This window comes from Enterococcus asini ATCC 700915, from assembly GCF_000407365.1.
GTDB classification, from domain to species: Bacteria; Bacillota; Bacilli; order Lactobacillales; family Enterococcaceae; genus Enterococcus_C; species Enterococcus_C asini.
Genome location: NZ_ASVU01000001.1, coordinates 1,313,022 through 1,326,522 on the forward strand (window position 1 = coordinate 1,313,022; position 13,501 = coordinate 1,326,522).

Sequence of the window (13,501 nt, forward strand, 5' to 3'; positions counted from 1 at the left end):
AATAGCGAAATAAAGGTGATTTTTGCTTTTGTTGTTCCAAAAAGAATTTGACGAAATCCCTTGACGAACTTCTTAAGAAATGATAAATTAGACAACGTTGCAAGTGAGAAAACAACTTTGGAAAACAGCTTGAAAAACATTTTAAATTTGCTGTTGACAGAGTCGTCTAAGCCTGTTAAACTAACGAAGTCGCTGTTCGACGGAAACGTCATTCGAGTGAAAGCACTACTGGAACTTCGAAAAAAAGTTTTAAAAAGTGTTTGACTTTTGAAAAGCAACCTGATATGATTAATGAGTTGCTGATAGCAACACAGTAGACCTTTGAAAACTGAACAAAAAGCAAAACAACCAATGTGTAGGGCGCTTTGATTTAATCAAAGCAAACAACATTTGCAAGCAATTGCTAGCAAAGTCAATTTTTAACAAATGAGCTTAAACGAGTTTATCTCGTTCAAACACTTTTTATGAGAGTTTGATCCTGGCTCAGGACGAACGCTGGCGGCGTGCCTAATACATGCAAGTCGAACGCTTTTGTTTTCACCGGAGCTTGCTCCACCGAAAACAAAAGAGTGGCGGACGGGTGAGTAACACGTGGGTAACCTGCCCTCAAGCGGGGGATAACACTTGGAAACAGGTGCTAATACCGCATAACAATCAAAGTCACATGATTTTGATTTGAAAGGCGCTTTTGCGTCACTTGAGGATGGACCCGCGGTGCATTAGCTAGTTGGTGAGGTAACGGCTCACCAAGGCCACGATGCATAGCCGACCTGAGAGGGTGATCGGCCACACTGGGACTGAGACACGGCCCAGACTCCTACGGGAGGCAGCAGTAGGGAATCTTCGGCAATGGACGAAAGTCTGACCGAGCAACGCCGCGTGAGTGAAGAAGGTTTTCGGATCGTAAAACTCTGTTGTTAGAGAAGAACAAGGGTGAGAGTAGAATGTTCACCCCTTGACGGTATCTAACCAGAAAGCCACGGCTAACTACGTGCCAGCAGCCGCGGTAATACGTAGGTGGCAAGCGTTGTCCGGATTTATTGGGCGTAAAGCGAGCGCAGGCGGTCTCTTAAGTCTGATGTGAAAGCCCCCGGCTCAACCGGGGAGGGTCATTGGAAACTGGGAGACTTGAGTGCAGAAGAGGAGAGTGGAATTCCATGTGTAGCGGTGAAATGCGTAGATATATGGAGGAACACCAGTGGCGAAGGCGGCTCTCTGGTCTGTAACTGACGCTGAGGCTCGAAAGCGTGGGGAGCAAACAGGATTAGATACCCTGGTAGTCCACGCCGTAAACGATGAGTGCTAAGTGTTGGAGGGTTTCCGCCCTTCAGTGCTGCAGCTAACGCATTAAGCACTCCGCCTGGGGAGTACGGCCGCAAGGCTGAAACTCAAAGGAATTGACGGGGGCCCGCACAAGCGGTGGAGCATGTGGTTTAATTCGAAGCAACGCGAAGAACCTTACCAGGTCTTGACATCCTTTGACCACTCTAGAGATAGAGCTTTCCCTTCGGGGACAAAGTGACAGGTGGTGCATGGTTGTCGTCAGCTCGTGTCGTGAGATGTTGGGTTAAGTCCCGCAACGAGCGCAACCCTTATTGTTAGTTGCCATCATTCAGTTGGGCACTCTAGCGAGACTGCCGGTGACAAACCGGAGGAAGGTGGGGATGACGTCAAATCATCATGCCCCTTATGACCTGGGCTACACACGTGCTACAATGGGAAGTACAACGAGTTGCGAAGTCGCGAGGCTAAGCTAATCTCTTAAAGCTTCTCTCAGTTCGGATTGCAGGCTGCAACTCGCCTGCATGAAGCCGGAATCGCTAGTAATCGCGGATCAGCACGCCGCGGTGAATACGTTCCCGGGCCTTGTACACACCGCCCGTCACACCACGAGAGTTTGTAACACCCGAAGTCGGTGAGGTAACCTTTTGGAGCCAGCCGCCTAAGGTGGGATAGATGATTGGGGTGAAGTCGTAACAAGGTAGCCGTATCGGAAGGTGCGGCTGGATCACCTCCTTTCTAAGGAATATTACGGAAGACTACACAGTGTTTTGCTTTTGTTCAGTTTTGAGAGGCCTACGGGTATCTCAAAAAGACTTGTTCATTGAAAACTGGATATTGAAATACAAGAAAAACAAACCGAGAACACACACCGCACTTGGATGAAGAAATTCGTTCAATTGCTTATTCTTGAGTAACCTTCTATCGCTAGAAGAAGTGCTCAAAACCCGACCGTAAGGTCGTTAAGGTTAAGTGAATAAGGGCGCACGGTGGATGCCTTGGCACTAGGAGCCGATGAAGGACGGGACTAACGCCGATATGCTTTGGGGAGCTGTAAGTAAGCTATGATCCAGAGATTTCCGAATGGGGAAACCCAACATCTTTGATAGGATGTTACGAATAGGTGAATTCATAGCCTACTCGAGGTAGACGCAGAGAACTGAAACATCTAAGTACCTGCAGGAAGAGAAAGAAAATTCGATTCCCTGAGTAGCGGCGAGCGAAACGGGAAAAGCCCAAACCAAGAGGCTTGCCTCTTGGGGTTGTAGGACTCCAATCTGGTAGTTTTTTCAGATAGCCGAAATACCTGGAAAGGTATGTCAAAGAGGGTAAAAACCCCGTAGGCGAAATTTGGAAGACACCTAGGAGGATCCTGAGTACGGCGGAACACGAGGAATTCCGTCGGAATCCGGGAGGACCATCTCCCAAGGCTAAATACTCCCTAGTGACCGATAGTGAACCAGTACCGTGAGGGAAAGGTGAAAAGCACCCCGGGAGGGGAGTGAAATAGATCCTGAAACCGTGTGCCTACAACAAGTTAGAGCCCGTTAATGGGTGATAGCGTGCCTTTTGTAGAATGAACCGGCGAGTTACGATTGCATGCGAGGTTAAGTTGAAGAGACGGAGCCGTAGCGAAAGCGAGTCTGAATAGGGCGAATGAGTATGTAGTCGTAGACCCGAAACCATGTGATCTACCCATGTCCAGGTTGAAGGTGCGGTAAAACGCACTGGAGGACCGAACCCACGTACGTTGAAAAGTGCGGGGATGAGGTGTGGGTAGCGGAGAAATTCCAATCGAACTTGGAGATAGCTGGTTCTCTCCGAAATAGCTTTAGGGCTAGCGTCGAAGTTGAGAATGATGGAGGTAGAGCACTGTTTGGACTAGGGGCCCATCTCGGGTTACCGAATTCAGATAAACTCCGAATGCCATTCATTCATATTCGGCAGTCAGACTGTGAGTGATAAGATCCATAGTCGAAAGGGAAACAGCCCAGACCACCAGCTAAGGTCCCCAAATATATGTTAAGTGGAAAAGGATGTGGGGTTGCACAGACAACTAGGATGTTGGCTCAGAAGCAGCCATCATTTAAAGAGTGCGTAATAGCTCACTAGTCGAGTGACCCTGCGCCGAAAATGTACCGGGGCTAAACATATTACCGAAGCTGTGGATTGTACCTTTGGTACAATGGTAGGAGAGCGTTCTAAGGGCGTTGAAGGTAGATCGTGAGGACTGCTGGAGCGCTTAGAAGTGAGAATGCCGGTATGAGTAGCGAAAGACAGGTGAGAATCCTGTCCACCGAATGACTAAGGTTTCCTGGGGAAGGCTCGTCCGCCCAGGGTTAGTCGGGACCTAAGCCGAGGCCGATAGGCGTAGGCGATGGACAACAGGTTGATATTCCTGTACCCGTTCGCTTTGTTTGAGCAATGGAGGGACGCAGGAGGCTAAGAAGTGCAGACTGATGGATATGTCTGTTCAAGCAGTAAGTCTTGTGATGAGTCAAATGCTTATCACTATACGGACAAGCTGTGATGAGGAGGGAACTAATAGTACCGAAGCTTCTGATGTCACACTGCCAAGAAAAGCTTCTAGTGAGAAACGAACGGCCCGTACCGCAAACCGACACAGGTAGTCGAGGAGAGAATCCTAAGGTGTGCGAGAGAACTCTCGTTAAGGAACTCGGCAAAATGACCCCGTAACTTCGGGAGAAGGGGTGCTGCTCGTAAGAGCAGCCGCAGTGAATAGGCCCAAGCGACTGTTTATCAAAAACACAGGTCTCTGCAAAATCGAAAGATGACGTATAGGGGCTGACGCCTGCCCGGTGCTGGAAGGTTAAGAGGAGTGCTTAGCGCAAGCGAAGGTACGAATTGAAGCCCCAGTAAACGGCGGCCGTAACTATAACGGTCCTAAGGTAGCGAAATTCCTTGTCGGGTAAGTTCCGACCCGCACGAAAGGCGTAACGATTTGGGCACTGTCTCAACGAGAGACTCGGTGAAATTTTAGTACCTGTGAAGATGCAGGTTACCCGCGACAGGACGGAAAGACCCCATGGAGCTTTACTGTAGTTTGATATTGAGTGTCTGTACCGCATGTACAGGATAGGTAGGAGCCGTAGAAGTCGGGACGCTAGTTTCGACGGAGGCGCTGGTGGGATACTACCCTTGCGTTATGGCCACTCTAACCCGCAGCCCTGATCGGGCTGGGAGACAGTGTCAGATGGGCAGTTTGACTGGGGCGGTCGCCTCCTAAAAGGTAACGGAGGCGCCCAAAGGTTCCCTCAGAATGGTTGGAAATCATTCGCAGAGTGTAAAGGCAGAAGGGAGCTTGACTGCGAGACTTACAAGTCGAGCAGGGACGAAAGTCGGGCTTAGTGATCCGGTGGTTCCGCATGGAAGGGCCATCGCTCAACGGATAAAAGCTACCCTGGGGATAACAGGCTTATCTCCCCCAAGAGTCCACATCGACGGGGAGGTTTGGCACCTCGATGTCGGCTCGTCGCATCCTGGGGCTGTAGTCGGTCCCAAGGGTTGGGCTGTTCGCCCATTAAAGCGGCACGCGAGCTGGGTTCAGAACGTCGTGAGACAGTTCGGTCCCTATCCGTCGCGGGCGTTGGAAATTTGAGAGGAGCTGTCCTTAGTACGAGAGGACCGGGATGGACTTACCGCTGGTGTACCAGTTGTCTCGCCAGAGGCATCGCTGGGTAGCTATGTAGGGAAGGGATAAACGCTGAAAGCATCTAAGTGTGAAGCCCACCTCAAGATGAGATTTCCCATTCTTTTAAAGAAGTAAGATCCCTGAGAGATGATCAGGTAGATAGGTCAGAAGTGGAAGGCCAGTGATGGTTGGAGCGGACTGATACTAATCGATCGAGGACTTAACCAAAAGAATCGTGGACTTGGTTGTTTCAAACGTATTTCAAATCCAGTTTTGAGTGAGCAAAGACTTACTCAACTAAATAGTGTGGTGGCGATAGCGAGAAGGATACACCTGTAACCTTGCCGAACACAGAAGTTAAGCTTCTTAGCGCCGATTGTAGTGAAGGGTTTCCCTTTGTGAGAGTAGGACGTCGCCACGCAACTAACCGTTATGTGTAAACATAGCGGTTTTTTTGTGCGCTGAAATGGCTATAATATTTGCTTCATGCTAGGCTAGTGCAGAGCTTTTGAGTGGTTAAGAATAAAAATATACAATTATTATATATTTCCTATTGGCATTTCTGAATTAATCGGTATAATGAAAGTCGTTGAGAATCATTCTCAGAAAATGGTGAACGCAGCAAAGGATGAGGAAAATGACGAAAACAATTGACGTAGGCCGTCCTTTATACGAAGTGGTGCAAGCATATCCGGAAGTGGTGGCGATCATGGTGGAGCTGGGCTTTAAGGAAATCAAAGCTCCTGGCATGTTGCAGACGGCGGGACGCTATATGACCATCGAAAAAGGGGCGAAATTGAAAAAAATCCCTTTGGAACAAGTGGTGGCCGCATTTCAAGCAGCGGGGTTTGAGATTGGCGAGTAAGTAAGTAGGAGGTACGAGATGAAGGAAGAAAAACAACGGCGGCAAGACCGCATCGTGGAGATTTTGTCTTTATTGCACGAAGGGGGTTCTTTTGAAGAGGCCAAAGCTTTGTTCAATGAAGAGTTTGATGGGGTGGACGTCACGGAGATCACCGCGGCGGAAAAGGCTTTGATTCAAAGTGGCTTGGACCCCACGGAGATTCAACGCCTGTGCAATATTCACGCGGCGGTCTTTAAAGGGTCGATTAACGAGATTCATCGCTCGAACTATGACCACGAGCAGCCGGGACATCCGGTACACACGCTGAAATTGGAAAATCAGGTGTTGCAGTCTTTATTGACCGATGAGATTGATGATTTATTGAAGAAGCTGGAAAAAGGGGACTGGAGCCAGCGGGAACGGCTTTTAGCGGCACTGACGGATCTGGGGCAGTTGGATCGCCACTATGCCCGGAAAGAGACGTTGATTTTCAGCTATATGGAGAAATACGGCATCACGGCGCCTCCTAAGGTGATGTGGGGCGTGGACGACGATGTGCGGGATATGATCAAAGACTTGCGGGCCTATGTGGCTAATCCTAAAGCGGCCTTTAATCCCCTATCGGAAAAGTGGGAGGCTTTGAAGCAGGAGATCGAGGAGATGATTTTCAAGGAAGAGGAAATCATGGTGCCCATGACCTTGGATGTCTTCAGTCTAGGGGACTGGGCGCAAATCGCCGCCGATAGCTTTGACATCGGCTTTGCCTATATCCCGGAACCTTTGCCGTGGAAGCCTAGCGTACAAGCTTTGGAACAGGAAAAAGAGCGGGAGCCGGCTCGGCAAGCGGCAATCCAACAAGCCCGGGAGACCACGGCGGAAATCGCCGCGGGTTTGGCGGCGGGGGAATCTTTGGCAGATGCAACCGGCGACCAGAGTGCTCAGAAGAAAGCTGGGGCACCAGCCAGTGAGTACGACTGGGAAAAACAAGATTCTCCGGGACAAGTGGTCTTTCCCACCGGGGTTCTGGGCTTGCCAGAGTTGTTAGGCATCTTTGAAGTCTTGCCCGTGGATTTGACCTTTGTGGACGCTGAGGATATCGTGCGTTTTTATTCCGAGGGGCACAAGCGGGTCTTCCCCCGGACGAAGTCGGTGATTGGCCGGGCGGTGGTCAACTGCCACCCGCCGAAAAGCATGCACATGGTTCAGGCGATTTTGGACGGCTTTCGGGCGGGAACCCGGGATCAGGCCGAGTTTTGGATCGACCTGGGGCCTAAGAAAGTCTATATCCGCTACTTTGCCTTGCGTGACGACAGTGGCTATCTAGGCTGTCTGGAGGTCACTCAGGACATTACGGAAATCCAAAAGCTGGAAGGTCAAAGCCGCTTGCTGGATCAGGAACAGCCCCCGGTAGCTACCTCAAAAGCGGCTGCTACAAAGGAGCCTTCTGAAAAAATGCCGGCGGAATAGTCGGTAAAAAAAGAAGCCACGACTCCCTGTTCTGGACAAGTCTGGCTTCCTTTATGGGGAAATGCACCCTTAAACGGTGGCAAAGGAGAAAAAAAGCGAAAGTCAGCTGGTGTGACTGTTTTTGTAAAGGAAAATTGGTTAGTAATTTGAAAAAGCCCTCTGCTTGTGGTGAGCAGGGGGCTTTTTTGTGTAAAGAAGTAGCGGTGTGCTAAGAATAGCTCAGCTAGGATACTAGCGAAATAAGCGGTCGAGAAAAGTAGCCAAGGAAATTATCAAAGCTGATTTGCCAGGCCAATAATCCAGGCCGACTATCTAAACTAACTATCCAAAGCGATTACCCAGGCCCACTACCCCTGGGCCAAGCATTTGCGGCGAGTTGCTTCGGCGGCGAGTTCCCAGTCTTCCCGGTGTTGGGCGTCGTGGAGAGCCAAATAAGTCGGCAAAAAACTTCCTCGCTTCCCGGGAATGTCTTGAACGCAGAGTTTGTCCAAGACCCGGTCCAAAATCGGCGTACTGCTAAAGCCTAAAAAGGACTGGAGAGCGGTGGTAGGACCGGGAACTCGCCGCTCTTGCCGCTTCAAAATTCCGTGGCACAGGCAAGCTTGTCGCAAAAGATTGGTCAGTGAATCCGGACGCTGGCTCACCAAAAGGCTCAGGCCATAAGTAGTGTGAATGATGGTCTGGCCAAAGTCTGCGGGCAAAATATGGTAGAGACTGGCGGGATTGAGCCACAGGGTCTGGCCTTCGTCATTTTTCGAACCCACGGGAAACAAGCTGAAATACGGGCAAGCGGCGGGGAGCTTATAGTGCTTGTCGCCTAAAATCTGGCAAAGGGTACCTTCATAGGTCCGGTCAAAGGGCAGTTGAATATGCTCTTGCAAAAGTTCGTTTAGGATGTGGCTGGGCCGGCGATTGAGCTTGTAAAGGCCAGCTTTCGTCACGACCAAGGTTTGATTTTCGCTGGCAGGTAAAGGGCACAAGGCCAGAATCGTCTGGCTGAAATCCATGGCGTGTTGCAAGATGAGGGGCTCCATCATCTGGGCCAAAAGAGGCAAATCGAAGCCCTTATGGAGGTAGTCGGCATCCAGCCGGTCGAGCTGTGCTTTTAAGGCGGGCATGGTCTGATGGGCGATTTTTTCACATTGGACGAACTGGCTTTCTGTTAGCATAGGGGCTCCTCTCAGGCAAAAAGACCGGGCAGACAAAGGAAGTCTCTTGCCATCACGATTTTTACCCTTCTAGTGTACTATGAGAATGTATGTTCGGAAAAGACCTTGAGATAACAACTTTTCTCATAATTGGTGCAAAAAAATGGGATAAGAGGCAAGTTACTCCTTTTAAGAAGGAAACAAAGATAACACAGCGGGGTTTCGGATAGCCATAACCCCTAAAGTAAAGAAAAGAAAAGTAAAGGATAGAAAAGAAAAGCCGCCGCTTGCTTAAAGTAGTTCTAGCATGAGAAAGTGCGCGCAAGGCAAGTGCTTTCAAACCCCAGGCAGGCGGCTAGCAGACAGGCCTTTTGTGACGAATTAAAATTAATTTAAAAAATTTCTCGACAACCTTTGACAAAACGGGTGTTTTTTTCGTGTTAAGAGTAAAGCCGGTAAAAAGAGGAGGATGCAACATGGCAAGACCGTTGAAGCAAGGACTGGATTATCACCCTTTGGACGTGGAATTTTATCGGGAGATCAAGGTGCGGCAGCTGAATCATGCCTTTGGACCAATCAGTACCGTGATTTTGCTGACCCTATTGGGGGCGGTGTACAAAGAACGGGGCTACTATGCCGAATGGAATGATGACCTGTGTTTTCTGGTGGCGGTGGATAGCTTTTCCACGGAGGAAGTGGTGCACGCTGTGGTGAAAAAGGCGCTGGCGGTGGGGTTATTTGACCAGGAGTGCTTTAGCTCCCATGGGATTTTGACATCCAAGGAGATTCAGCGGCATTATTTGGCGGCGACGTATAAGCGCAAAGGGGTGAACATGGTGGCGGAGTATTTTCTCGTGCCCGAGGCCGCTCGGAGTAATTTACAGCTGACCCACTTGGCGAAGGCTGAAAAGGAAACTACAGAGACGACGCCTTCGGAAAAAGCAGTGCCCCTTGCTGGAAATCCAATTTCAGGGATGGAAACAAGTCCTTGTTCCCAGTATTCACGTGAGGGGAATGACCAGGGGACAACGCTTGTGCCAGATACGTCCGTAGTGGTGGAGGAGTTGGGCAATCAGGGAATTTCTGTTCCTGTTGGTAAAGAAGTCGGAGCCGATTTTTGTGACAGCGAGCTGGCTTCTTTGGCGACGACCATGCCTCCGGAACCTGAGGCCGACTTAGGAAAAGGCGATGCTGGGAGACTGACAACTCCCACAAGTGACGAGGCTGTGGCGACCGTATCCGCCACGAAACAAACAAGCGCTGAGGCTGTAGCGAACGTACCCGCCACGAAACAAAAGGCGGGGTATTTATCTCATGAGTGTCCCCAGCTCGCAACTACCGCAAGTTATCAGGCGTGGTGTGCCCTTTGGCAAATGCCCAATGCCCTGGTGCAAAAGGAAATCGCCCGCTTAGTCACCGACTTCGGGGATGAGGTAGTGGCCCAAGCGGTGCAAATCGCCGGAGAAAAACAAGTGCAATCGCCCCGGGCTTTGTCCTTTGTGCGCAGTTGTTTAAAGGAGTGGCGCCAGGCCGGAGTTTCTGATTTAGCCAGCATTGCGGCCTATCAAGCCCAGCGTTCCCAAAGGTTTTCTCACCAGTCGGCGGGCTTTGCAAAAGCCGCTGCTCATAAGTCTTCTGGGGGAAATAAAGGTGGCGCAAAAGGGGATAGTATCGACTGGAGCCAGCTGAAAACTCCCTCAGTGGATCGGAAAACCTGGCTGCGTTTGCAAAAAGAGTGTTATTTATTCATGGGAGAAGGCTACGAGGTGGACACGAGCTATACCCCGACCCCGGCGGAATTGGCCTGGATTTACCAAGAGGACGCAGACTATGAGAATCCTGTGTATACGGAGGCAAATCAAGGGGAAACGATTGGGAAAACGTGAGGCGTTGTCCTGCTCCACGTTAGCAAAACCCCTGACGGCCTATGAAAAATCCTCTAATCAGTCGGAAATCCCACCAAACCATAGGGAATTTCTCCTGAGGTTTGTGGTGGGGCAGATAGGGAGAAAGCCAAGGAAAACAAGGGACGCTTGCGGGGGATAGTGGCCCAAAAAAATTTGTTTTTGGCAGTTATTTTCCGGGGGCTCTAGGTGATTTTGACTGATTGGGTACCGAATTTCTGGCGCTGTTCTTAGGCGCTGACTTGTTATTCTTTTGTCACCGGCCGGAATTTAAGACAAAGAAGGAAAACAAGATGAGCGAAGTAGAAATGAGTCGTTTGTTAGGGGAATACACAGAGGTAATCAATCGGGTGCTCAGTCGCGGGGGTGTCTTTTATTTTCACCCGGACTATGAGGACTATCGCCAAGAGCTTAATTTGGTCTTGGTGCAGTGGATGAAAAAATGTCCCACCTTGCTGCACTTTTTGCTGGACTATCCGGAAGAAAAAATCTATCAGCGCTTGCTATGGTTTTTGTTGGACCTCCGCCGGCAAAGTTGCAAGCAAGTCTCAGGAGCGGTGGAAGTAGCGGAAGTGGCCGAGGTTTTAGCTGACACCCAAAAAAGTGTGCTACAAGCCTTGGAAGATGAGGAACACTTTGCCGCTTGCTGGGAATCTTTGCGCCCGTCTCAGCAAAGACAGTTTTGGGTATTGCTCAAAGAACCCCAAGAGACGGGCTTTAGCCGCTCCCGGCTGTCGTATTATCGCTGTCAGCTGAAAAAAAGTTTTAAAAACTTTTATCCAAACCTTTGACATTACAACTGTTTTATTCGTGTTAATAGTGTAGGGCCTACAAAAACGAATTTAGGAGGAAACAAAATGAAAGCACATTTGGAAACCAGCTTTGGCGTGATGATTCAAGTGCCGGGAGAAAAAAATCCGGTGAAGCAAACGATGAACAATGGCATTCAAGGGGGCGGAGAAAATGAGATTCTCGGTTTGATGGACGTTTTTGGTCCCTTATTGCCAAAAGACCACGAGATCACCAGTGTTGTGGAGACGGAAAAGACAGAGTACGCAGCAGACTAGGAGGAAGAAAGATGAAAAAACTACGAATGACCTTTTTAGACAGTGAGGGCAAACGCCGGAATTTGGAGCCACGCTTGACGGCGGACAACTTGCCGGAGCTTACGGTACGAGACTGCATGAATGTTTTGCGGGATTTGAATTTATTTGAAAAAGACGATGTGAAGCTCTATGACCAGGTGAAAGAAGCCAAGTATATCGAAACCATTGAGACCCCGATTTTTGAAGATTAAGGGAAATGAATCACCGACAAGCGCAGAACCTGCGCTTGTCGGTGATTTTTTAATAAATTGACAAAATAATAAAAAAATTCTTGCAATTGTATTTTGAACTTGCTATACTTTGACAAACTAAACGAGAAGGAGTGAAAGAGATGAGTAAGCGCGCATGTTACTGGTGGAACTGGCATAGTTGAGGTTGCGTGTATGCGTTGGCATAGATGCAGCTTTGGCGTACACCAAAGACATCTATGCCGGTCATCACTCTTTTACTGGAAGACCGGAGAGCTGATTTTCAGCTTGCCGGTCTTTTTTTACCTTTTTTGCCAAATCAAAACAATGGGGGAAGCAAAATGAAAAACGAAATGATGAATCAAACAACCGTGGATGCAAAAGAAAAAGACACCAATTCCGGCTACTATGGAAATTTTGGAGGGCAATACGTGCCGGATGAGGTGCTAACTGCCTTGGATGAAATTACGGAAGCCTATGAAGCGGCCAAGGCCGATCCGACATTTGACGAGGAATACCGGGCGCTTTTAGCCGATTACTGCGGCCGCCAGACGCCTTTGTACCATGCGGAAAAATTAACCGAACAACTAGGTGGGGCAAAGATTTATTTGAAGCGCGAAGACTTGAATCACTTAGGTGCCCATAAGTTAAATAACGTCCTAGGCCAAATCCTTCTAGCAAAACGCATGGGCAAAACCCGGATTATTGCGGAAACCGGGGCGGGACAACACGGGGTGGCGACAGCGGCTGCGGCGGCGCGCTTTGGTTTAGCGTGCGTGGTGTACATGGGAGCTGAAGACTGTCGCCGGCAAAAACTCAACGTCTTTCGCATGGAGATGCTGGGGGCTAGGGTGGTGCCGGTGACAGCGGGACAAGCTACCCTAAAAGAAGCGGTGGATGCGGCTTTTGCGGATTTAGTGGAGCATTTGGCAGATACTTTCTATATTATCGGCTCGGCGGTGGGGCCCCATCCTTATCCCATGATGGTCAAGGATTTCCAAAAAGTCATCAGTGAGGAGGCCAGAGAGCAGATTTTGGAAAAGGAAGGGCGCTTGCCAGATGCGGTCTTTGCCTGTGTCGGTGGCGGTTCCAATGCCATTGGCAGTTTTGCGGCATTCATTGGGGATCCTAAGGTGCGTTTGATTGGTGCCGAGGCGGCCGGGGATGGAGTGGCCACCGGGCGACACGCGGCGACGATGACCAAGGGCACGGTGGGGATTTTAGACGGGATGAACACCTATGGCCTCTTTGATGAAGCAGGAAACGTAGCGCCGGTTTATTCCATTTCCGCTGGCCTGGATTATCCCGGGGTGGGGCCGGAGCACGCCTTTTTGAAAGACAGCGGCCGGGCGGAGTATCAGGCGATTACCGATGAGGAAGCGGTGCAAGCCTTCTTGACCTTGAGTAAGGCGGAGGGCATCATTCCGGCCATTGAAAGCTCTCACGCGGTGGCCGAAGCTATGAAGCAAGTACCTCAGATGAGCCGGGATGATGTGGTGATCATCACGATTTCCGGTCGGGGAGACAAAGACGTGGAGCAAATTGCGGATTATTTAGGAGTGGAGATTTAAAAAACTAGCTGAGTAAAACGGGCGAGGGAGTAGTTCCTCGTCTTTTTTTTTGCGTGACAGTCAATAATAGCTCCTTAACTATTTGTCGCAAGAAAAGGAATTTTCTGAAAAATTAATCTTTTTACTTGTCTCATAGTTCAAGTGTATGTATAATAAACCATAGTATTTTTATGGAAATTTTCCGACAATTATAAAAAAGGAGGAAATAAGTAAAAGATATGGGGATAAAAGCGATAATAGCGCGTTTTTTAACCATCATTTTTTGAAGGAACGAGCAAACTGGTAATTTGTGATGAGAAATACATGAAAACTGAGAAATAAGTAATCGTATAAAGTTTTT

The 13,501-nt window shown here is 49.3% G+C and carries 8 protein-coding genes and 3 rRNA genes; 10 read left to right on the top strand and 1 reads right to left on the bottom strand.

Annotation, left to right across the window (positions count from 1 at the left end):
• Positions 1 to 460: 460 nt before the first annotated feature.
• The 5 genes from I579_RS06435 (at position 461) to I579_RS06455 (ending at position 7,244) form a co-directional block, all read left to right on the top strand.
• Positions 461 to 2,019: ribosomal RNA gene (locus I579_RS06435) — 16S ribosomal RNA — on the top strand.
• 228 nt (positions 2,020 to 2,247) lie between these two features.
• A 23S ribosomal RNA gene (locus I579_RS06440) occupies positions 2,248 to 5,161 on the top strand.
• 77 nt (positions 5,162 to 5,238) lie between these two features.
• Positions 5,239 to 5,354, top strand: a 5S ribosomal RNA gene (gene rrf, locus I579_RS06445).
• Together the 16S, 23S and 5S rRNA genes form the textbook arrangement of a ribosomal RNA operon.
• A gap of 216 nt (positions 5,355 to 5,570) precedes the next feature.
• Positions 5,571 to 5,798 (top strand): DUF1858 domain-containing protein, encoded by a 228-nt coding sequence (locus I579_RS06450; protein WP_010754418.1) that lies wholly within the window; start codon positions 5,571 to 5,573, stop codon positions 5,796 to 5,798.
• A gap of 18 nt (positions 5,799 to 5,816) precedes the next feature.
• A complete protein-coding gene (locus I579_RS06455) occupies positions 5,817 to 7,244 on the top strand; it encodes a DUF438 domain-containing protein (RefSeq protein ID WP_010754417.1) in 1,428 nt (475 codons plus the stop codon).
• 347 nt (positions 7,245 to 7,591) lie between these two features.
• On the opposite strand, the gene I579_RS06460 is transcribed toward I579_RS06455, so the two are convergent.
• Positions 7,592 to 8,413: a hypothetical protein gene (locus I579_RS06460; RefSeq protein WP_010754416.1), complete on the bottom strand. Its 822-nt coding sequence runs from the start codon at positions 8,411 to 8,413 to the stop codon at positions 7,592 to 7,594.
• 455 nt (positions 8,414 to 8,868) lie between these two features.
• On the opposite strand from I579_RS06460, the gene I579_RS12520 reads away from it, so the two are divergent.
• From I579_RS12520 to trpB, 5 genes are all read left to right on the top strand, one after another.
• Complete coding sequence (locus I579_RS12520; protein ID WP_010754415.1) at positions 8,869 to 10,278, top strand: DUF4373 domain-containing protein; 1,410 nt, start codon at positions 8,869 to 8,871, stop codon at positions 10,276 to 10,278.
• Positions 10,279 to 10,589: 311 nt separating this feature from the next.
• Entirely contained in the window at positions 10,590 to 11,087 is a 498-nt protein-coding gene (locus I579_RS06470) for a hypothetical protein (protein WP_010754414.1), read from the top strand.
• Positions 11,088 to 11,153: 66 nt separating this feature from the next.
• A complete protein-coding gene (locus I579_RS06475) occupies positions 11,154 to 11,363 on the top strand; it encodes a hypothetical protein (RefSeq protein ID WP_010754413.1) in 210 nt (69 codons plus the stop codon).
• An 11-nt stretch (positions 11,364 to 11,374) separates the two neighbouring features.
• Positions 11,375 to 11,593 (top strand): DUF2922 domain-containing protein, encoded by a 219-nt coding sequence (locus I579_RS06480; protein ID WP_010754412.1) that lies wholly within the window; start codon positions 11,375 to 11,377, stop codon positions 11,591 to 11,593.
• 338 nt (positions 11,594 to 11,931) lie between these two features.
• Positions 11,932 to 13,161: a tryptophan synthase subunit beta gene (trpB, locus tag I579_RS06485; protein ID WP_010754411.1), complete on the top strand. Its 1,230-nt coding sequence runs from the start codon at positions 11,932 to 11,934 to the stop codon at positions 13,159 to 13,161.
• Positions 13,162 to 13,501: the final 340 nt, after the last annotated feature.